Annotated in this window: 19 protein-coding genes and 4 pseudogenes; 10 read left to right on the top strand and 13 right to left on the bottom strand. The window is 69.0% G+C overall.

Annotated features, from left to right (window positions below; all coding sequences use genetic code 11):
- Nucleotides 1-322 precede the first annotated feature (322 nt).
- A complete protein-coding gene (locus ACI2L1_RS15665; protein WP_404739871.1) occupies nt 323-745 on the bottom strand; it encodes a hypothetical protein in 423 nt (140 codons plus the stop codon).
- Here ACI2L1_RS15665 and ACI2L1_RS15670 point away from each other — a divergent pair.
- Nucleotides 734-1,072: an MFS transporter gene (locus ACI2L1_RS15670; protein WP_404739872.1), complete on the top strand. Its 339-nt coding sequence runs from the start codon at nt 734-736 to the stop codon at nt 1,070-1,072. The genes ACI2L1_RS15665 and ACI2L1_RS15670 overlap by 12 nt on opposite strands.
- A 341-nt stretch (nt 1,073-1,413) precedes the next feature.
- Here ACI2L1_RS15670 and ACI2L1_RS15675 read toward each other — a convergent pair whose 3' ends face one another.
- Complete coding sequence (locus ACI2L1_RS15675) at nt 1,414-1,830, bottom strand: MerR family transcriptional regulator (protein WP_404739873.1); 417 nt, start codon at nt 1,828-1,830, stop codon at nt 1,414-1,416.
- A gap of 428 nt (nt 1,831-2,258) precedes the next feature.
- On the opposite strand from ACI2L1_RS15675, the gene ACI2L1_RS15680 reads away from it, so the two are divergent.
- A complete protein-coding gene (locus ACI2L1_RS15680; RefSeq protein WP_404740055.1) occupies nt 2,259-3,749 on the top strand; it encodes a SulP family inorganic anion transporter in 1,491 nt (496 codons plus the stop codon).
- Nucleotides 3,750-3,814: 65 nt separating this feature from the next.
- Nucleotides 3,815-4,282: a hypothetical protein gene (locus ACI2L1_RS15685; RefSeq protein WP_404739874.1), complete on the top strand. Its 468-nt coding sequence runs from the start codon at nt 3,815-3,817 to the stop codon at nt 4,280-4,282.
- A 244-nt stretch (nt 4,283-4,526) separates the two neighbouring features.
- On the opposite strand, the gene ACI2L1_RS15690 is transcribed toward ACI2L1_RS15685, so the two are convergent.
- The 4 genes and pseudogenes from ACI2L1_RS15690 to nhaA all read right to left on the bottom strand — a co-directional run.
- Nucleotides 4,527-5,261, bottom strand: a complete 735-nt coding sequence (locus ACI2L1_RS15690) for a flavodoxin family protein (RefSeq protein WP_404739875.1) — start codon at nt 5,259-5,261, stop codon at nt 4,527-4,529.
- A 1,083-nt stretch (nt 5,262-6,344) separates the two neighbouring features.
- Nucleotides 6,345-6,542 (bottom strand): hypothetical protein, encoded by a 198-nt coding sequence (locus ACI2L1_RS15695; RefSeq protein WP_404739876.1) that lies wholly within the window; start codon nt 6,540-6,542, stop codon nt 6,345-6,347.
- Between the two features lie 118 nt (nt 6,543-6,660).
- Complete coding sequence (locus ACI2L1_RS15700; RefSeq protein WP_404740056.1) at nt 6,661-6,918, bottom strand: hypothetical protein; 258 nt, start codon at nt 6,916-6,918, stop codon at nt 6,661-6,663.
- Between the two features lie 30 nt (nt 6,919-6,948).
- A pseudogene (gene nhaA / locus ACI2L1_RS15705) lies at nt 6,949-8,235 on the bottom strand (Na+/H+ antiporter NhaA); the annotation flags it as partial.
- Nucleotides 8,236-8,668: 433 nt separating this feature from the next.
- Between nhaA and ACI2L1_RS15710 the strand changes: the two are divergent.
- The 5 genes and pseudogenes from ACI2L1_RS15710 to ACI2L1_RS15730 form a co-directional block, all read left to right on the top strand.
- A pseudogene (locus ACI2L1_RS15710) lies at nt 8,669-9,154 on the top strand (cation:proton antiporter regulatory subunit).
- Between the two features lie 85 nt (nt 9,155-9,239).
- A pseudogene (locus ACI2L1_RS15715) lies at nt 9,240-10,269 on the top strand (IS256 family transposase); the annotation flags it as partial.
- Between the two features lie 92 nt (nt 10,270-10,361).
- Entirely contained in the window at nt 10,362-11,369 is a 1,008-nt protein-coding gene (locus ACI2L1_RS15720; RefSeq protein ID WP_404739877.1) for a sigma-70 family RNA polymerase sigma factor, read from the top strand.
- Between the two features lie 97 nt (nt 11,370-11,466).
- Nucleotides 11,467-11,679, top strand: coding sequence for a DUF4287 domain-containing protein (locus ACI2L1_RS15725; protein ID WP_319189267.1), 213 nt, complete (start codon nt 11,467-11,469; stop codon nt 11,677-11,679).
- Between the two features lie 462 nt (nt 11,680-12,141).
- A pseudogene (locus ACI2L1_RS15730) lies at nt 12,142-12,312 on the top strand (IS630 family transposase); the annotation flags it as partial.
- Nucleotides 12,313-12,356: 44 nt separating this feature from the next.
- Here the strand turns inward: ACI2L1_RS15730 and ACI2L1_RS15735 are convergent.
- Nucleotides 12,357-12,767 (bottom strand): DUF6924 domain-containing protein, encoded by a 411-nt coding sequence (locus ACI2L1_RS15735; RefSeq protein ID WP_404739878.1) that lies wholly within the window; start codon nt 12,765-12,767, stop codon nt 12,357-12,359.
- A 406-nt stretch (nt 12,768-13,173) separates the two neighbouring features.
- On the opposite strand from ACI2L1_RS15735, the gene ACI2L1_RS15740 reads away from it, so the two are divergent.
- On the top strand, nt 13,174-14,424 hold the full coding sequence (locus ACI2L1_RS15740) for a lactonase family protein (RefSeq protein WP_404740057.1): 1,251 nt from the start codon (nt 13,174-13,176) through the stop codon (nt 14,422-14,424).
- Here ACI2L1_RS15740 and ACI2L1_RS15745 read toward each other — a convergent pair.
- From ACI2L1_RS15745 to ACI2L1_RS15760, 4 genes are all read right to left on the bottom strand, one after another.
- Nucleotides 14,411-14,953 carry a helix-turn-helix domain-containing protein gene (locus tag ACI2L1_RS15745; protein WP_404739879.1) on the bottom strand — a complete coding sequence of 181 codons (543 nt, stop codon included), beginning with the start codon at nt 14,951-14,953 and terminating at the stop codon, nt 14,411-14,413. The genes ACI2L1_RS15740 and ACI2L1_RS15745 overlap by 14 nt on opposite strands.
- 212 nt (nt 14,954-15,165) lie before the next feature.
- Entirely contained in the window at nt 15,166-15,414 is a 249-nt protein-coding gene (locus tag ACI2L1_RS15750; protein WP_404739880.1) for a hypothetical protein, read from the bottom strand.
- 34 nt (nt 15,415-15,448) lie between these two features.
- Entirely contained in the window at nt 15,449-16,048 is a 600-nt protein-coding gene (locus tag ACI2L1_RS15755) for a hypothetical protein (protein ID WP_404739881.1), read from the bottom strand.
- Between the two features lie 19 nt (nt 16,049-16,067).
- Complete coding sequence (locus tag ACI2L1_RS15760; RefSeq protein WP_404740068.1) at nt 16,068-16,670, bottom strand: hypothetical protein; 603 nt, start codon at nt 16,668-16,670, stop codon at nt 16,068-16,070.
- 152 nt (nt 16,671-16,822) lie between these two features.
- Between ACI2L1_RS15760 and ACI2L1_RS15765 the strand changes: the two genes are divergently transcribed.
- Nucleotides 16,823-17,086: a GlsB/YeaQ/YmgE family stress response membrane protein gene (locus ACI2L1_RS15765; protein ID WP_404739882.1), complete on the top strand. Its 264-nt coding sequence runs from the start codon at nt 16,823-16,825 to the stop codon at nt 17,084-17,086.
- A 201-nt stretch (nt 17,087-17,287) separates the two neighbouring features.
- Here ACI2L1_RS15765 and ACI2L1_RS15770 read toward each other — a convergent pair whose 3' ends face one another.
- Together ACI2L1_RS15770 and ACI2L1_RS15775 are read right to left on the bottom strand one after the other, a co-directional pair.
- A complete protein-coding gene (locus ACI2L1_RS15770; protein WP_404739883.1) occupies nt 17,288-19,648 on the bottom strand; it encodes an FtsX-like permease family protein in 2,361 nt (786 codons plus the stop codon).
- Nucleotides 19,645-20,361 carry an ABC transporter ATP-binding protein gene (locus ACI2L1_RS15775; RefSeq protein WP_404739884.1) on the bottom strand — a complete coding sequence of 239 codons (717 nt, stop codon included), beginning with the start codon at nt 20,359-20,361 and terminating at the stop codon, nt 19,645-19,647. Before ACI2L1_RS15775 ends, ACI2L1_RS15770 begins: the two co-directional genes overlap by 4 nt.
- Between the last annotated feature and the right edge of the window lie 72 nt (nt 20,362-20,433).

Raw genomic sequence — 20,433 nt, forward strand, 5'->3', positions numbered from 1 at the left:
GACGCGCCCCGAAACGACCCCGTCCGCACCGTTACAACAATTTTACCCTTGTGGAGAACTTCCCTTCCTCCGAGTCGGGGCGTGCCGCATGCCGGCCGGCCGGCAGCTCGTCCAGGGCTCGGAGGACACACGCCCGTGACGACCACCCCCACGTCGAGCACACCGGCCGACGCGACCGGCCTGTCCGTACGCCTCGGCCTGCGCGAGAACCGGCTCCAGTTCACCCTGCTCGTCATCGTCAACGTCAACGTCTGCGTCGGCGGCCTGGCCACCGGGCTCAACGAGGCCGCCGGCTACACCGCTGTGGGAGCCACGCCACTGCTCACCGGCTACCCTCGCCACCGCCTACGGCCTGCGCCCGGTCCCGGAACTCATCGGCGTCGTCTTCGTTGTCGCGGGCCTCGCCCGGGCCCTCGTCGTCCGCGACACCGTCGCACACGTCGCCCTCGAACTCGCCCAACACACCAAGCACCTGCCCACCGGCGAGGACAGCGGCCTGAAGGCCACCTTCGCCTACACCACCTGGCACGACCGCTCTCTGCGCGGCGCCAGCCAGGCCGGCCTCGTCAACAACCTCAACGACGGCCTCACCTGGGGCGTCTTCCCTCTCCTCTTCACCGACCACGGGCTCGGGCTCGCCGCGGTCGGACTGGTCAAGGGCCTGTACCCCATCCTCTGGGGCCTCGGCCAAATCCCCACCGGCCACCTCGCCGACCGCAGCCCCTGATACGGAATGCTCGTCCAAGCCGTCAGCTTCGTCCTCGCCCTCGCCCTGCTCGACCGCCCCCTGCTCGCGGGCATCCTGTCCGTCGTCGCGCTCGACCTCGGCACCGCCATGGTCTACCCGGCCCTGATCGCCTCGGTCTCCGACCACGCCCACCCCGCCTGGCGCGCCAACGCACTGGGCACGTACCGATTCTGGCGCGACATCGGCTATGCCGCCGGCGCACTGGTAGCCGGCGTCCTCGCCGATGCCTTCGGCCTGAACGCGACCGTCATCGCAGCCGCCGTCCTCACCACGACATCCGGCCTGCTCGCCGCTCGCTGGATCACCGACCGCGCGAAGGTCTGACGGCTTCCGGGCACGACGTCGGCCAGCAGCAAGATGCCGTCATTGAATCGGGCGATGGCACCACACCTGTTGCGCCGGATATCGTCAACGGCACCGGCGCCGTGCTGCGCCAACTCGTTGAACCTTGCGCGATACCACACCTCTTGCCCCAGAGAACCCACCGTCCCGAGGATCAACAGTGCGGCGCTGCACCCCAGGAGGCGACCAACGAGACTCCAATGCCGTACTCGAAACGGCCTGCGGCCCGGGCACGGCGCGTCAAGGCCGAGGGAGTGACCCGCAGCACGAAGGTGCGTTGAAGGCTGCGACACTGCCCGCCAAGCAGCAGGAGGGCTGATCGTTCACTCCGTCAGTTTCGGACGTCGATTCGCCTTGTCCTCAAGGCGTGTGCGGAGGGTGGTGGCGAATTCCTCGGCGCGGGAGAGCTGGACGCGGAGCTTGTCGATCTGCTCGAGGGCAGCCCGTTCGTAGCCGCGGACGCGCTCCAGAAGGGCTTCGCGCTCGTCGGCGTCGGTGGCGGCGTCGAGGCGTTCGGTGGCGTCCAGGAGGTCGCGCATCTGGTCGAGGGTGAAGCCGAGGGGCTTCATGCGGCGGATGACAATGAGCCGCTGCACGTCGGTCTCGGTGTAGAGGCGGAAGCCACCCTGGGAGCGCGCGGAGGGGACGACCAGACGGGTCTCCTCGTAGTGACGGATCGTACGCAAGGACAGCTCGGTTCGTGCGGCGACCTCGCCGATCTGCATGTGCTTGCCGTCCACGCCCGTGATCCTCTGGCCTCTCCCGCTTGCTGTCAGCGGGACCGGTGGGCGCCGCCGATCACTACTCTAACGTTAGGGTAGGGTTGTTGTTGGTGAGGGTGGCGTACCGCTGCCCCGCCGTTGCCGTGTCGGGGCCGATGGCGCCCCCGGCGAAGTCCCGATTGTCGCAGGAGAGAAGCGTGCGCGAGCCTACGACGCCCGGCGCCGCCGCCTGCCCGCCGTGAGGCTTCGCCCCCGGAGGTGAGCCCGGGCCGCGCCCTCGTGCAAGTCGCCGCTCCCCTCCCTCGACTACCGGCCCGCGTCCTCACGGGGCCGTCCGCAGGGTGCCCGCCCGGCCACCTTGCGTTCATCCCGCACGCCTCGGCCTGCCGAACGGCGCGTGCCTAGCACGACAGGTTCCGTCTCCCTTGTCTTCCGTTGCTTCCGTCCTGTCCCCGGTCGCGCGCCTGCGCGGCCTGAAGCCCGACTGGCTGAGTGATCCGAAGGTCTGGCGCACCGAGGTGCTGGCCGGCCTGGTCGTCGCCCTGGCCCTGATTCCCGAGGCGATCTCCTTTTCGATCATCGCCGGTGTCGACCCCGCTATCGGCTTGTTCGCCTCCTTCACCATGGCCGTGACCATCGCGATCGTCGGCGGCCGGCGCGCGATGATCTCCGCAGCCACCGGTGCCGTCGCCCTGGTCATCGCGCCACTGAACCGGGAGCACGGCTTCGGACACCTGATCGCCGCCGTCATCCTCGCCGGCGTCTTCCAGGTAATCCTCGGCGCGCTCGGGGTCGCCAAGCTGATGCGGTTCGTCCCCCGCTCGGTGATGGTCGGCTTCGTCAACTCCCTGGCCGTCCTGATCTTCATGGCCCAGGTCCCCGAGATGACGAACGTTCCCTGGCCGGTGTATCCGCTGATCATCGGCGGCCTGGCGCTGATGGTGTCCTTGCCGAAGATCACCACCGTCGTCCCCGCCCCGCTCGTCTCGATCGTGATCCTGACCTCGATCACCGTCGGCGCGGCCATCGCGGTCCCCACCGTCGGCGACAAGGGCGCCCTGCCGTCCTCCCTGCCCGTGCCCGGCCTGCCGGACGTCCCGTTCACCCTGGACACGCTCACGACAATCGCGCCGTACGCGTTCGCGATGGCGCTGGTCGGCCTGATGGAGTCGCTGATGACGGCCAAGCTCGTCGACGACATCACCGACACCCACTCGAACAAGACCCGCGAGTCGATCGGCCAAGGCATTGCCAACATCGTCACCGGCTTCTTCGGCGGCATGGGCGGCTGCGCCATGATCGGCCAGACGATGATCAACGTGAAGGTCTCCGGCGCCCGCACCCGGCTGTCCACGTTCCTCGCGGGGGCCTTCCTGATGGTGCTGTGCATCGCCTTCGGCCCGGTGGTCTCCGACATCCCCATGGCCGCTCTGGTTGCCGTCATGGTCATGGTGTCGTTCGCGACCTTCGACTGGCACTCCATCGCCCCGAAGACCCTCAAGCGGATGCCCGCCGGGGAGATCGCCGTCATGGCGATCACCGTCGCGGTCGTCGTGGCCACTCACAACCTGGCCATCGGCGTCGTGGTCGGTTCCGTCACCGCCATGGTCATTTTCGCCAAGCGTGTCGCCCACCTCGCCGAGGTCACCGCCGTCACCGACCCCGACCGCACCACTGTGGTCTACCGGGTCACCGGCGAGCTGTTCTTCGCCTCCTCCAACGACCTCGTCGGCCAGTTCAACTACGCAGGTGACCCAAAGAACGTCATCATCGACCTGTCCGCCGCACACATCTGGGACGCCTCCTCCGTCGCTGCCCTCGACGCCATCGAGACCAAGTACGCCCAGCGCGGCAAGACCGTCGACATCACCGGTCTCAACACCCCCAGCGCCCAGCTCCACGGCAAGCTCACCGGCGAACTCACCGCCGACCACTGACGACCCTCTGCGCTGGGGACCAGGCCCCGTGGCCCGAAACGGCAGTACTGGCCTGCACCGCGGGCGTGGCAGCAGGCATCGCCTACTTCACGCACTCCCCCATGACCGACGGCTTCGGCTGGGAGATCCTCCCTCTGCTCGGGCTGCTCATGTGGATCAACCTGACGGCCATCCTCCTCAACTGGCGCGTCACCGCGGACAGCACCGGCCTGTGGCTGGCCGGGGCCTGGACGATACGACACGTCCCCTGGGAACGGCTGCGGGCAGCCCGGTACACCGATGAGGGCAGCGTGGAGATACGCCTGTCGGACGGCAGCACCTGGCACCTGACGGGCCTGGGTGAACCGCGGCTCGAGCGACGTCTCCAGTTGCGTCCGTCGTACGTCCGCATGGTCGAGAAGGTCACCGCGCTGCAACTCCACCCGGAACTGCGCCCCACCGACCGCAGCTCACCTCGCGACCACGGCCTGCCGCTCGGCCCCGTTCTGCTCCTCCTCGGCGCCCTCACCACGGCAGCCGCGCTCTTCGCGTGAGAAGGCACAGGTCCAGCCGCGGACCGGGGTAGTCGGCATCGGGCGCTTCATCGATAGCCGGTCATGGTCACTTCGTCCGCAGACCAACCCGGGCGTCTTCGCAACGGCCTTACGAGGACGCGCCCGCATCAGGGGCGGGCCGGGGACCAGCGACGCGGTGGACGACCGTCACCCGGCGGCGCCGAAGGGCACGTCGAAGCGGCCGCGCCAGATGCTCCGTGAGCCCCGGACTCCCTGATCCGGCTCAGCGGTGCTCGGGGTTGTCCGCCCCCGGTCGGCAGCCGGCGTCCCACTCCGTGCGCTGGTTGCCGTGTGCGGGGATACCCCCGGTGCGTTTGAGCATGGCCGCCAGGTGCATCAGGTTCCAGGTCATGAAGCTGGTGTTGCGGTTGGTGAAGTCATTGTCCGGACCGCCCGAGCCGGCGTCCAGGTACGAGGGGCCGGGGCCGGCGGCGCCGATCCAGCCCGCGTCGGCCTGGGGCGGGATGGTGTAGCCGAGGTGCTGGAGGCTGTAGAGGACGTTCATGGCGCAGTGCTTCACGCCGTCCTCGTTGCCGGTGATGAGACAGCCGCCGACGCGCCCGTAATAGGCGTATTGGCCTTGGGGGTTGAGGAGGCTGGAACAGCCGTAGAGCCGCTCGATGACCTGCTTGGTGACAGAGCTGTTGTCACCGAGCCAGATGGGTCCAGCCAGCACCAGAATGTCGGCGGCCATCACTCGTTCGTACAGCGCGGGCCAGGCGTCCGTGGTGAAGCCGTGTTCGGTCATGTCCGGATACACGCCGGGGGCGATGTCCTGGTCGACCGCACGGATGAGCTCTGTCACCACTCCGCGCGCGTCCATGATCGCCCGGCTCTTGTCGATGAGTCCTTGGGTGTGGCTGAGCTGGGGGGACGGCTTGAGTGTGCAGTTGATGAAGAGCGCGCGCAGGTCATCGAAGCGGAAACTGTCCTCAGTTGGGGCGGGCGATGCTGCCATGGCGGACTCCGAGGAGGAGAGCGGACGGGGTCAGGGGGCGGGGAGGCAGAGCTCCGCGCCGCCCCGCGGCAGCGTCTCGCGGAATGCGCGCGTTGTCCCGCTGCGACGCACCGGCACACGGTGCTTTCCAGCAGCAGCCGACACGACAGCGCTTCCCACTGGCATCCGGCCCCATCGTGCGCAGCACTCGTCGGCACAGCCGCCCTTCCACGATCATGATGAACAGGCCGGCGTCCAACACAGGCGCGGGTCGCCACCCTCTTCATGCCTAGTGTCCTGAGCAGGCCACCAGGGATGCTCCCGGGACTACTACGTCTCCTGCCCCTGCAGCTCACGTGCGTACCCGATCCGCAGGAGCTGCGACAACAAGTCGGCGCGGCGCAGCAGCGGTTCGACCACTTCTTGCCTGACGTGTACGTGTTCCCCAGCGGGCTGCAGGCTGTCAATGGGGGCCTCGCCGTGCCAGCGGGATGGCGCTGGGAAGCCGTCTGAATCGTCACGACGTGCAGCCATCCCGCGTGCCTCCTCACAGAACGGACCATCGCGGATCTCACCCGCCGGCCGCGTCTCGGAGTAGGGCCGCACGAGCTGCGGTTGCCCTCTACTCCTGGGACACCTGGTGCCCGTAGAGAAGACAGCTGAACCTTCCCGGGGGTTGCGCTGTCCCGCCGAGCGCCACTCGCCACGAGGCAACAACCTCCCTTGGAGGCAGGGGTCACGAGTGTGTGGTCGGCGCCTTCTCGTCGGGGCGTTTGGGGCCGTGACGGTGCCGGCTGGTGTCGACTGGTGATCCGGACGGCCCTCCAGCGTCGCCGCAGCCAGTCACCGGCCTCCCCCAGGGCGACGAACAAGGCAGACGAGGCGGTGCACTGGGCGAGTGAGGCGGGCTGGTCCAGTGCCCTGCCCAGGAGCCAGAGAATGAGGGCGATCAGCATCCACCAGACGGTCAGCGAGAAGGCGAGGCGCGGCAGGCGGGGTCTGCCGGTCACCGGGCGACGTTCCTGGCCCGGCGCGGAGCAAGGGCTGCGTAGGTGCAGCCCGCCGAGGCCAGGACGGCCGCGGCGGCCGTAGCCACCTCGATGGTCACAGGCGGTGCCTCGACCGGGCGCGGGATCGTGTTGAGGGGGCGACGGCGTAGAGGCCGAGAAGGGTCCAGCCGCGCGGACGCATGGGGGCGAGCCGGTGCCGCAGCCGGTGCGGTATCCGGCCGCTGACCAGCGCCAGCCCGGTCGGCAGCAGGGTGAGGGAGAAGAAGACGAGACCGGTCCAGTGCCAGGTCATAGGCGCAAGGCTCCTGTGGGTGTGAGGGCGGCGCAGGCCAACTCAGGCGAGCGGCGGCGGCGATCATCCGCGCCGGCGATGGTCGGCTCGGCCGGGACGGAGGCCGTCGTCAGTGCGGTCATGAGCGGTCCCGGTCCCAGTCGCGGTGGACCAGGTGCGCGGTGAGCGCCCCGATGAGCAGGGCCCAGGCCGCAGTAGCGGGGCCTGCCTGCTGCCAACCGAGCACGACTACGGCTGCGGCGGCCACGGCGCGGCGGTCGGTGGCGAAGGCCCACTGTTCGCGGGCGCTGCCCGGGTGCCTGAGCTCACCGACAGCTGTCCTGATCACCAGAGCGGCGGCCACGATCGCGGGTGCCCGCAGAGAGGAGCCGGACACCCCGTCAGACCGGTCCGCACCGGCCGGCGTCGGAGCGGCCCGCTGGTAGACGTCCGGGATGCCGTCGGCGTCCGCGTCGGTGTTCTCCTTCTCGTACAGGCGCCGCTAGAGCCGGTTACGGCGGCGCAGGAGCAGCACGGCAAGCAGGGCGGAGGCCAGCGAGGCGATGAGGACCGCTTTGACGTGCTCGCCCAACGTGGCTTGCGGGAAGGCGAGTTCACCGATGAGCAGGGCAACCGTGAACCCGATCCCTGCCAGGGCGGCAAGGGCCAACACGTCGGCCCAGGCCAGGTCCGGGTTGAGCCGCGCACGGGTGAAGCGGGCCGCGAGATACGTGCCCGCGAAGATCCCCACCGTCTTGCCGAGCACCAGGCCGACGACCACGCCAAGCGGCTCCGGGCTGGAGAACACCTCCCCCAGGGCCCCCGTGGAAACGCTGACACCGGCGGCGAACAACGCAACAACGGGACCGCGATTCCGGCGGACAGAGGGTGCAGCAGGTGCCCAGTGCGCTCGCCAGACGATGCACTCTCGCCCTGCTCACGGGTGATGCGCAGGAGGAGACCCATGGCGACGCCGGCGACGGTCGCGTGGACGCCGCCGTTGTACATCAGCGCCCAAATCGTGATCCCGAGAGGGAGGTACCACCACCAGCCGGTCACCCTCAGCCGCTGGAGCAGGTAGAAAACGATGAGACCGGCGAGGGCCCCCGCCAGCGCGTACGGGTTGAGATCGGCGGTGAAGAAGATGGCGATCACCAGGATGGCACCGAGGTCGTCGACCACGGCAAGGGTGAGCAGGAAGGCGCGCAGCGCCGTGGGCAGGTGGGTGGAGATGACCGCCGCAACGGCGAGGGCGAAGGCGATGTCCGTAGCCTTCCCCACCGCCCACCCGTCCATGCTGCCGCCGCCGAAGCCGGCGGTGGCGGCGTAAAGCGCGGCGGGGACCGCCATGCCACACAGGGCTGCGATGACAGGCAGTACGGCTGTTGCTGGGTTGCGCAGCTCGCCGACCACGAGTTCGCGTTTCAGCTCGATGCCCGCGAAAAGGAAGAACACGGTCAGCAGTCCGTCCGCGGTCCAGTGGCCGACAGACAGGTCCAGCCCGAGGGCCGGGAGACCGAAGTGGAAGTCGCGTATCTGTTCGTAGGCAGCGCCGAAGGGGCTGTTGGCCCACACCAGGGCCACAACCGCAGCGGCCAGCAGGATCGATCAGCCCGCCCACCGTCTCCGTCCGCAGAGCGCGGGCGACGGCCTGCCGCTCCGGGAGCGGGGGCAGGCCGAGGAACAGCGAACGGGACTGCGGGGCATCGGTCATGACGGTCGACCCTCCGGGCATCGGTGACGAAGGGCCCACGGCCCCTTTCCTCGCCGACCAGACTTCCCGGCACACCCCGCGCCACTTGACGCGTTCTTTACACTCTATCCGTTGCCGAGGCCCGTACACCCCAGCGGGAAGGGGAACCGGTCATCCTTGGCCCCCTCACCCTCGATCATCAGCACCGTGATGAGGTTCGCGCGCCGTCTGGGACTGTCGGCAGGCCGCGTGCAGCAGCACGTGGGCGCAGGAGACGCCGGCCTTTGGTCCACTGCCAGGCACTTCTGCCCGAGCAGTGACGATCGCTGGAAGCGGACCGCATCTGTCCGGCCACCTAGGATGAAACCCACAGGTCAAACCTGGGCGCTCGTCAGGGCGACCCCCGCACGCGAGCCACAAGAACATCGCTCACGCCGACAGAAGGGGGACAGCCATGGGCGCTCCACGCCTCAGCAGTACGCCATTGCCGGGAATCGGGGTCCGCTACGACCTCACGACGCGGGAGAACCGCCGCCTGTCCGTGGTCGCGCACCGCGACGGACAGCGCACGATCAGCGTGTACCGCAAGGACGACCCGGACGCCTGTGCCCTCTCTGCCCGGCTGACCGCGTAGGAGGCTGCCACCCTCATCGACGCGCTGATGCCCGCCCACCACACCCCGAACCTGCTGTCCACCACGGACTTGGGGCTCGTGGCCGAGCGCATCGAGTTGTCGGCCACATCGCACTGGAACGGGCGCCCGCTGGGCGAGACCCGGATGCGTACCGAGACCGGGGTCTCCATCGTGGCCGTGCTGCGCCGGGCCGAGGCGATCCCCTCCCCCACACCCGGCTCCCGGCTCGCCGGCGGTGACACCCTCATCCTCATCGGCACCCGCGAGGGCGTGGAGGCGGCCGCCGCGATACTCGGGCGGGAGTGACCCATCATGCACTCCTCCGCTGTCTTCCTGATCGAGTTCGGCTGCATCATCCTGGGCCTGGGGCTGCTCGGCCGGTTCGCCGGGCGTCGTGGTCCGCAACGGCTACCACCAGCCCCGGGAGGTCACCACCGCGGCCGGGGCAGTGGAGGTGAAGGCCCCGCGGTGAACGACAAGCGCGTCGACGAAGCCACCGGCGAGCGCAAGCGGTTCCCCTCCGCGATCCTGCCGCCGTGGTGCCGTAAGTCCCCGAAGATCAGCGAGGTGCTGCCGCTGCTCTATCTGCACGGTCTGTCCTCCGGCGACTTCGTGCCTGCCCTGGAGCAGTTCCTCGGCAGCTCGGCCGGTCTCTCGCCCGCCACGGTCACCCGGCTCACGCAGCAGTGGGCCGACGGCATTCACCTCAACGTCCGCCTAGAGGAGGCCAAGGCGTGCGTCCTGGTGCTCACCGGGGTCCGCGCCGACGGCTCCAGGGAACTGGTCGCGCTTAAAGACGGCTACCGCGAGCCGGGCAAGTCGTGGGGCCGACTTGATGCGCGACTGCAGCCCGCCGGGGCATGCGTGCTCCCGTGCTCGCGGTCGGGGACGGAGCCTTGGGCTTCTGGAAGGCCCTGGCCGAGGTGTTCCCCGAAAACCGCGAGCAAGGGTGCTGGGTTCACAAAACGGCCAACGTGCTCGACGCCATGCCGAAGTCCGCGCAGCCGGGAGCGAAGAGGGCCATCCAGGACATCTACAACGCCGAGGACAAGCAGCACGCCCAGGCGGCGATCAGGACGTTCTCGCAGCTCTACGGGGTGAAGTTCCCCAAGGCCGTCAAGAAGATCACCGCCGGCGAGGCCGAACTGCTGGCGTTCTTCGACTTCCCCGCCGAGCACTGGATCCACCTGCGGACGACGAACCCGATCCAGTCGACCTTCGCAACCGTCCGACTGCGCACCAAAGTCACCCGCGGCGCCGGCTCCCGCACCGATGCCCTCGCGATGGTCTTCAAGCTCGTAGAGTCCGCCCAGCAGCGGTGGCGGGCCGTGAACGCACCCCACCTCGTCGCACTCGTCCGCGCTGGAGCCCGCTTCGAACGCGGCCAGCTCGTAGAGCGACCCGAGCTCAGCGCGGCCTGAGCCACCTCAACTGACCCATAGAAATTGACAATTACTCCGTGCCGGTGCCGCAGGATGCATACTGCACATGCTGTGCGCACCAGGGGGCGAAGATGAATGGTCTGGAAGTCGGCATTGTCGGGCTCGGTGACGAATCGGCGGCTCTCCGGCTGGAGGCGCACCGGACCGAGTTGATCGGCTACTGCTATCGAATGCTGGGTTCGGTCTTCGATGCGGAAGATGCCGTACAGGAGACCATGGTCCGGGCGTGGCGCGGCCTCGACCGGTTCGAGGAACGGTCGTCACTACGGTCGTGGATCTACCGCATCGCCACCAACGTCTGCCTCGACACACTCGCCGCCGGTAAGCGCCGGGCTCGCCCGATGGACCTCTCCGCCCCGACCAGCGGTGCCGCCTCACCAGGCCCTCCACTGGACGCCAGCCTGTGGATTGAACCGTGCCCGGCTGCTCTGGCCCACACGCCGGCCAACCCCGCAGAGGCAGCCGAAGCAGGCGAATCCGTGCGCCTGGCATTCATCGCCGCACTGCAGCACCTGCCGTCCAAGCAGCGCGCGACCCTCCTCCTACGGGAAGTCCTGGGCTTCTCGGCACGCGAAGTCGCAGACCTGCACGGCTGCACCGTCGCCTCAGTCAACAGCGCGCTCCAGCGCGCCCGCGCCACACTGGCCGCCCGGCGCGAGGCGGCCGGCGACACGGCGGTACAGTCGCCCGACGCCGTTCAGCGGGCACTGGCGAAGCGGTATGCCGCGGCCTTCTCCAGCTTCGACATGGAGGAGCTGAACATGCTGCTGCACGTGGACGCCACCATGTCCCTGCCGCCGTACGCCCTGTGGATGCGAGGCGTCACCGACATCCAGGCATGGTTGACCGGACCTGCCGTCGGCTGCCGGGGATCCCGGCTGGTCCCCACCCTGGCGAACGGCTCGCCGGCCTTCGGCCAGTACCGGCCCAGCGTCACCGGAGCGGCATTCGAGCCCTGGGCCCTTCAAGTCGTCGACATCTCCGGAGACCGGATCACCGACATCCATGTCTTCCGGGACACCGAGCAACTGTTCCCGCTCTTCAACCTGCCCCCGCACATCAGCGAGCAGGAGGTGTGACGCAGCACACCTTCATCGACCGATGACTCCGTCCATGCCCCTCGGTCGTACCAGCGACAACACCGAAGCAACACAACGGACAGACAGGATGGCTGACATGACCGCCACCGTGAAGGGCCCTGCCAGCTACTTCCCTTCCATCGAGAAGAAGTACGGTCGCCCGATTGCGGAGTGGAAGGACCTGATCCGCTCCTCGCCTCTGACCAAGCACATGGAGCTCGTGAACTGGCTCAAGGCCGAGCATGGGCTGGGCCACGGTCACGCCAATGCCCTCGTCGCGCACACTCTCGCCGAGCGGTCTGGCAACTGAGCTGCCACGCATGGGAGCTCATGGGGTGGTCCGAGCGCACCCTCGTCAACGACGGGGTGCTGCTCTCATCCCGTGATCTGGGGTGGGTCGGGGCCGCCTCTCGTCCTGTTGCACGGACCGCGCAGGGGTGACGGCACAGCACCAGGGACAGGCCCTGCTCCACCGCGTCGATTCCTCAGGCAGCCTCACCGACACCGACCCCGCCGCGCTCGACGACTGGCTGCAGGACGCCTCCGGAGCCTCGTGATCCACAGAATTTGACAATTACTCCCCAGGCCGTCGACCTAGTGCTGTGACCGGGAAGGTTCGCGGAGTTGGTGGCTAGGGCGGTTGGATGGGCGGTCACGTTCGTTGCGATCGCTGGTGCGAGTGGCCGAGCCTGTCCGTGTGCGCCGACTTACCGACTAGGAAGGGCAGAAGCTGCAGCAGATCGTGCGCCGGGGCAGTACCCGCTCGGTGTGGCAGTTCACCCTGGCCAACTCGAACCATCGCAGCCGCCCCGCGCAGACCCGGGCCCTGCACCGCTACCTGCGCTGGCGCAACACCGATGCCCGCCATCCCGACGTCCTTGCAGCCCAGCGCAGAGAACGCGCCCGCATCCGCAGCGAGAAGGGCATCCGCTGGGGCGGACGCCCCCTCGCACCCGCAGCCTCACACACCGCCTGGCGGCCAGCGACTCAGAAGCCTCGGAAAACGCCGTCGTCGCCGACAGCGTCGGCGAACTCCTCGAAGTCCATGTTCGCCTCCGAGAGGTTGTTCTCGATGCTCCACAACTCGGATGCCACAACGCGGACACACCGCCCACGCTCACCCCGCAGGTCCACTACGAGAAGCGGCAGTTCAGTCGAGGCGACAGCTACAGAGTCCGCAAGGAAAAGAAGTGGATGCCGATAATCCGCAGGGAGGAGGTCGAGGGCCGGCTCGGGCGTCAAGCCTTCGTATCTCCGGTCATCGACGAGTGCGACGTTGGCCAAGAAGCCGTCCCTGCTGGGCAGGCACAGCGCCGCGCGCAGAGCGTACCAAGCGTCGTCTGCCGAGAAGTCAGTGTGCACAACGAGGGCTTCCAAAGTGCACGGGAGCTGATGCATGCGCGGACAGTACCGCCAACCCGGTGAACCAATCCGGTCATAGCACTAGCGGCCCGTGCGGATGTGCGATGCCCTCCGCAGCCGGCACAGGGGGCGGCAGTAACGAGGGCGACGCTTCGGATGGTCAACACGCCTGCGAGGTAGGCACGTGATGTCATCCGGTACGGCCGCGTGAGGGTTCCATAGGACTCTTTGCCTCCGTGTCCACGCCTGCCAAGAAGTCAACGGCACTCGTGGATCCGTTGCCTGCCGTACGCGGCGAACCCCGTCACTCCGCCGCCAGAGTCTCTTACGAGAGTCTGACGCAACCGCCGTTCCAGATCGGCACACCGCTCCCACTGTCCACTCTGGTGCTGTCCACAGCCATGGACGGCATCGCCCAGACGCAGAGGAACGGGACGTGAACATGCACAGCAGCCGCAGGGACCACCGCCGCACGAGCCAGCCCGCCGGAACACGCGGCGGTCACAGGGCGAAGCCCAGGACACAGCGCATCATGATCGGCGGCGGGGCCCTGGCCATCGCCGGGGCCGCCACGGTGGCCGTGTCCCTGGCCTCGGCGAGCCAGTACTCCGGGAGCACGGCCGGGGCCGACCACGCCGTCTTCGTCCAGGGCAACGAGCTGGACGGCAACACCATCCATGTGTTCGCGCGGGACGACAACGGCAAGCTGAGTCCCTCGGGGACCTTCGCGACCGGCGGCCAGGGCGGTGACCAGGTCGACGCGCCCACTGACTCGCTCGCCTCCCAGGGCTCACTCGTCTACGACGACGCTTCAGGCATGCTGCTGGCCGTCAATGCCGGCAGCGGCACGGTGACCTCCTTCCGCGTCGAGGGACAACAACTGAAGGACCGGCGGGTCGTGGACTCCGGCGGCGAGTTCCCGGCAAGCATCGCGGTGCATGGCACGGTCGCGTACGTCATGAACGCGGGCGGCGAGGGCAGCGTCCAGGGCTTCAAGATCACCAGCAAGGGGCTCAAGCCGTTGCACGGGTCCCACCGGTCCCTGGGGCTGGACAACGAGGACATCCCGCTGTTCTCCAGTTCGCCCGGCGAGGTCGAGTTCACCCCGGACGGCCGCAACCTGGTGGTCACCACCAAGTCCGCCAACACCGTCGAGGTCTTCCCGATGAAGCCGGACGGCCTCCCGGCCGTCGCCGAACCCGTCGTCAACAAGTCGGCCGGCGGCGTCCCGTTCGCGATCAGCTTCGACAGGACCGGGAAGCGGATGCTGGTCGCCGAGGCCGAGAATTCCACGGTCACCACGTACCAGGTGAAGCGCGACGGCAAACTCAAGGTGCTGCAACCGCCCTTGGCCAGCGGCCAGGAGGTCCTGTGCTGGTTGGAGCGCGCGGGCGACTACTTCTACGGCGGCAACACCGGCAACTCCACCGTCACCGGCTACCGCATGGACAAGCGAGGCAAGCTGGCTCTGACCAACGAGGTGGGTATCGCCACCCCGCCCTCGGCCAACTCGCAGGGCGTGATCGACCTCGCCGTGAGCGAGGACGAGAAATTCCTCTACGTCCAGAACGCCGTGTCCGGCACCGTCGACGGCTTCCGCGTCGAGGCGAACGGCTCCCTCACCAAGGTCACGACGGCCGAGGGCCTTCCCGCCTTCGACGAGTCCGGCATGGAGGGCATCACCGCCGTCTGACACGGACACGACCATCACGGAGAGCCCTTTGAGGGACAGAAAACGTCCGCGGATGAAGATCCAGGACCGGTATTGCCAGGGCTTGAGCGCGTCCTGGTGCAGCCAGCCAACGGCGCACCGTGGATGCGGATATGGCGTCGGTGATCCCGCGCGCGGTCAGCTCGGCAGCCAGCTCCGGGCACGACCAGCGCGACAGAGGCGTGCTGCTTTCGACGGGTAACTGGCAGGCCAGCGCCTTTGCCTCAGCGACCTGCACCGGCGTGAAGCGCGGTGGCCGCCCTGCGCGTTTGCGGTCGGCCGGGGCCGGCAGTCGGCCCGCGGCGAACCGGCCACGCCAAGTCCGCACGGTGTCCACATGGAGACGGGTCTCGACAGCTATCCGGGCGTTGCTGCGGCCGCGCGCCGCCAACAGCACGACCGTGGCACGTTGTCGAGCCTGATGGGGAGTTTTGTGGCCGTAGGCCATCTTCTTCAGCCGATGGCGCTCCGCGGCACTCAGTACCACCGGCACGGCGAGGCACACAGGCATCGAAGGCGGGCTGCCGATCCTTCCGGGGTGCACACGAGCGGGCGAGGCCGCGCCCGTGTCGTGGCGGGCCGGCGGCCTGGCGGCTTTTGATGCACCTGTCGCGGTGGGCCATCGAAGGGTTGACCGTGGGCGCTGTCGCTTCGCGCCCCCCTTTCAGCGCAGCGACACGGCGAATTCGCAGTCCGGCCCAGCTCCCCGGTTGGCAGTCGGGATCAATACGCTGCGCACGCCCCGGACGGCTGGCGCTGCTGCTCCGAAGCCCGGGCGAACAGGGCCTCGATGGCGATCTCAACTTGGGTCCCGGTTTCCCACCGTCCGGGCGCCTCCTGGCGGGCGAATGCCTGCTGGTGCGCGGACTCGGTGCGGAGCGTGAGGTCGGGGAACCTGGCCGCGATCTCGTCCGCCTGGTCGTCAGGGACGGGCCAGCAACACTCGACCGGGCCGTCGCTGTCCCCGCTCACCTCTCCGTGATAGATCGTGAACGGCGCGTCGGCACTACTGAGAACTACGTCGCTGGAGCCGGGCTCGCATGAGGCGTTGCCGCTCGGCTTCGGCGTCGGTTACGGGTTCCTCGTGGGGCGCTGGCCTGCTGGGCTGGGCGCGTAGTTGCGCGCCATAGTGGTCGGTCTGCTTGTGGATCTCGTCAGGCTGCGGCTTGTCCGGCCACACGACAAGCAGGTAGCTCTCGACGGGGTCGGCGACGTGGCCGTCAGGCGCGGTGTCACGGCCTCTGGCGTGCACCCGGACGCGGTAGGTGCCAGGCGCGAACGGCGTGAGGGTGGGCAGTTCCGGGGGATTGTCCATCACACACGTGACGCGCATGTCTCCTGTGCGTGTTTCGATGCTGTGGTCGACGACTTCGTCCCAGGCGCCGATATCCGCCCGCTCGGGGGGATACCGGCGCAGCTGGACGCTGACGTTGACCGGGCCGCTGCTAATGCCGGTGCAGATGACGGCGTGTCCGGGGCGGGAGAAGACCAGTCCGTTCGAGGTCTCGAAGCCCGTAGGTACACGCTCGTCGGAGTCCGTGAGCTCGAACGCGTGGTAGTCAACGTGGACCGGGCGGGAAGCCGTCGTGGGCGCTGGCTCAGTCATGCGGCCATGCTATGGATTGTCAGTCGACGATCCAGACGAAGAACGGATCCTGCTCGATGACCCGGTTGTCGTTGTAGAAGACCCGCAGGTCCTGGCTACCGGCGTTGGAGTTCTCCGTCGCGGGGATCATGCAGGCGCTCCAGCCGTTCGGGCCCGTGACGCCCTGAGGAAGTGCGCTGATCTGGCACCAGTCAAACGTGCGGCCGGGGTTGGGCGGCGTCGCGCTGGTGAAGGCGCCCTGCCAGGTCGAGCGGAAGGGATACTCGTCACAGCTGTAGCCGGTCGGTCGCGGGTAGCCGCCGCTGGATGCCTGCGGGCAGGCGGTGTCGCCGTTGCTCTGGCGCAGCGCGGCATCGGTCAGCCGGGTCAGAGGGGTGCCGTTCGGATAGGCGCCGGGCAGCCCGGACGCTTGAGCCCCCGGATGTGGCGTGCGTAGTTCGGGTAGGAGCCGCTGAGGCTGACGACGTTGACCGGCGCGTAGCCCTGGAAGACACAGCCGATCGAGGAGACGCCGGGAGTGGCGTTGTCGCACCGGACGTCCACCGGCGGGGTGGAGCCGGTCAGCGGGGTGGGTGATGCCGAGCTGAGCACCCGACAGCATGAACGAGAGCCGCTCCAGCACCTTCAGCGCGCGAGCGCCCCCAGCCCCCTGGACGACCTCGCAGCCGAACTCGCACGCCCCACCCCGCCTCTGCCTCGTGCATCGGAACGGAGTGATGCCGACTCGCACGGGCACTCGTATCCCATCAACGGCTGAGAGGTGAGAGGCCGCTCATGGAGATTTCAGGCGTCATCAGCGCGATCGTCATCGGCATCGTGATCGGTGTTCTCGGCCGACTCGTCGTCCCCGGCCGCCAGCACATCGGCATCCTGTGGACGATCGTCGTCGGTATCATCGCCGCGTTCATCGGAACCGGCGTCGCATCGGGACTTGGGGTCGCCGACACCAAGGGCGTCGACTGGATCGAGTGGGTCATCCAGATAGCCCTCGCCGCCGTCGGCGTTGCCGCCCTGCAGAAGGTGAAGCTGCGCCGCTGACCAGGTGTCTGTCAAGCCACACCAACCTCTGTCCTCACTGTGGCGGACGACGCCCGCTCCGGCGACGATGAACTGTGCTCCAACCCGTCGTACGGATAGGGGCATCCGGCGAGTGCGTGGCTCCCATCACTCTGTGCGACGTGGACAACGACGCAAGATCTGCCCCTGGGCGGGCTCTTCCCTTTATCTGCTTTATCCGCTCTATTCCGTGCGCAGGGCGGTGGCGGTGCGTGTCTTGGCCGCCCAGCCGGCCGGCAGCAGTGCGCCCAGGACCGCGATGAGCAGGCCGCCGAGGCCGAGCAGGGCGAGTTGGGGCGCGTGGTAGACGGCGAGGACGGAGCCCGGCAGGTTCAGTCCGGCACTGTGGCCCATGGCGGGGACGACCCAGCCGTGGAGGACCGCACCGAGCGCTACGCCGAGCGCGCCGCCTGCGAGTCCGGTCACGACGACCGAGGTGATGACCATGGTGATGGTCTGCCGTGGGGTCATGCCGAGGGCTTTGTGGATGCCGAGGTCGCGGACGCGTTCATGGGTGTCGAGGACGACGCCGTTGAGGACGCCCAGGGCGGCGACAGCGACGAGCATGAGGGTGAGGATCGCGGTCAGGGTGTTGATGATGACGACCTGGTCGCTGCCGTTGCCGGCCCGGCCGGTCTCGGCGGTGACGCCCAGGGGCCGCAGCTCGGCGTTCAGACGGTCGACGTACGCCGGTACGTCCGTGCCGGACTGCACCGCGATGTGGTGGCTTGCCACCGCCAGGTCCGGCTCCGCGTCCTTCAGGGTCGCCAGGTCGGTGAAGACCTCCATGCCCTGGTGGTGAGTGTCGAGGACCTCTCCGACGATCCGGACCGCGACCGCCGTGCCGTGGTCGTTCAACTTGAGGGTGTCCCCGACTCGGGTGCCGGTGGCCGTCAGGAACGGCGTCGCCGCCACAGCTTCGCCGGGCTTGGTGAACCAGCGCCCCGAGACCATTTCGTAGCCGCCCCAGGAGGCATCGCCGGAGAACGCGTCGACGTGGGTGGAACCGGACACCCCGGAGACGGTCGCCTGGGTCGTGGCGATGGCGTAGTACGCCTCGGTTCCCGGCTGGGCGTTGATCACCTCGGCGATCGCGGTGGCCTCGGCCTTGGTCGGCGGTTCGGCGCTCGGGGTGGGTGCGGCCGCCGGTCCCGCGACCCCGATGGTGACGTCGGCGGCATTGTGTTCCCGGGCGGTCATCACCTCGGCCAGCGACGAACCGAGACCGACGGCGAAGGTGACCGCCACGGTGCCGAACACGATCGCCGCGCACATGGTCGCCGTACGGGCGGGACGGGCGAAGGGCCGGGCGAAGCCGAGGCCGACCGGCCGGGGAAGAGGGAGCCGGGCACTCAGCCGCACTGCCCATCGACCGCGGCCGGCAGCGGGGGTGCGTCCGACGGCGAGCGCGTCGACGGTACGCAGCCGGCCGGCCCGCCACGAGGCCGCCCAGGCGGTTGCCGCCACGAGCCCCAGAGCCCCGGCGATCACAGCGCCGTCGACCCACGGGGCGACGGTCAGGCCGCTCGTGCCGTAGGCGTCCTCAGTCTCCGACAGCACCGGGACGGCGAGGAGGTTGCCCGCGACGACGCCGAGCGCGATACCGACTCCCGCGGGGACCAATGCCTGGCCCACATACGCCCGGACGACTTGGGCCGGGGTGAAGCCGACGGCCTTGAGGATGCCGATACGCCGCAGCCCCGCGCCGACCGTGCTGGCGACCACGTTGCCGACGATGAGCACCGACATGACCAGGCCCAGGACACCGAACGCCATGAGGAAGGGGACGAACAGCGCGGTCCCCCGGTCGGCGGCCTTCTTGACCGTGAGCCAGGACTGCGCCCCGGTCACCGCCCCGGGGGAGACGGCTGCCGTCACGGCGCGGCGGCCCTGCGCGATCTGCGCAGGGGTGTCCGCCGATGCCAAGCGGTAGAGCATCTGGTACCCACCGGCTTCGCCACCCGGCGTGAGCGAGGCGATCTGGGAAGGAGCCACCCAGGCGTCGGCCGTCCGGCTGGCCGAGCGGGCCTTGCCGACCACCTTCAGCGTCGGATCGCCGGGGAGATCGGGGAACGTGAGCCGCAGGCCCAGGGGAGCGAAGAGCGGCGCGTCGTCGGACAGCACGATCTCACCGGGCCCGGTGGGCCACCGGCCCTCCGTCACCTCGACATCGTCGACCGCGCCCCCCGCCCCGGGACGGCCCGCTACCGTCATCGCGACCGTCATCGGCGTCAGGTCCCCGTCCGAGGTGGTGCTCGACGTGACCGACACGGTCGGGAACGGGCCGGACGCCGCGCTGACCCCGGCAGTGTCGCCGGTGGCACGGAGCTGGGCGGTCGTCGCCTTGTCGGCGTCGAACTGCACCGACAGGTGTGCCCCGTGCTGCCGGGCGAAAGCGTCGTCGAACGGTGCGCCGGAGGCCACCAGAAGGGAACCGCCGAGGACGGACGCGGTCACCGCCATCATCATGGCCAGGCCGATCACTACGGTCTGCACCCGTCGGCGTCCCACCCCCGAGCGCACCACCCTGCTGAGGTCGCTCATCGGGCCGCCTCGACCGCGAAGTCCCCAGTGGCCCGGTCGGCCGCGATCCGGCCGTCGACGAGCTGAACGGTCCGGGTCGTACAGGACCGGGCCAAGGCCAGGTCGTGGGTGACCACCACGATGGTCTGGCCGTCGGCATGGAGCTCGGTGAGCAGCCGGCTGACGTCCTCGCCGGAGGCCGAGTCCAGAGCGCCGGTCGGTTCGTCGGCCAGCAGCAACCGTGGACGGTTCATCAAAGCCCTGGCCACCGCGACACGCTGCCGCTCACCACCGGACAACCGACCCGGGTAGGCACGGGCATGCCGCTCCACGCCGAGGTTCTCAAGGAGTTCCGCCGCGCGCCGATGCGCCTCGCCGCGCGCCATGCCGGCCAGTTGGGCCGGCAAGACGACGTTGTCGGCGACGGTCAGGTCGTCGAGCAGGTTGAAGAACTGGAAGACCATGCCGATCCTGGACCGCCGGTAGCGTGCCGCGGCGGCCTCGCCCAACCGGTCCACCCGTACGCCGTCCACCGTGACGGTCCCCGCGTCCGGCCGGTCGAGGCCCGCGATCAGGTTGAGCAGCGTGGACTTGCCGCTGCCGGACGGCCCGAGGACCGCGACGGCCTCACCGGGCCGCACGGTCAGCGACACGTCGTGCAGCGCGGGCGGCCCCTCGGCCGAACTGTCGTATCTACGGCTGACGTCACGCAGCTCGATCACCGGTGTGGTCATGGCGTTCCCCCTCGGGTCTCTGCATTCCGGCCCTCTGGCCCCGTCGGACGCTAGGCGCGCGTCCCCTGGTCC

This window comes from Streptomyces sp. NPDC019531 (assembly GCF_044903305.1).
Lineage (GTDB): Bacteria > Actinomycetota > Actinomycetes > Streptomycetales > Streptomycetaceae > Streptomyces.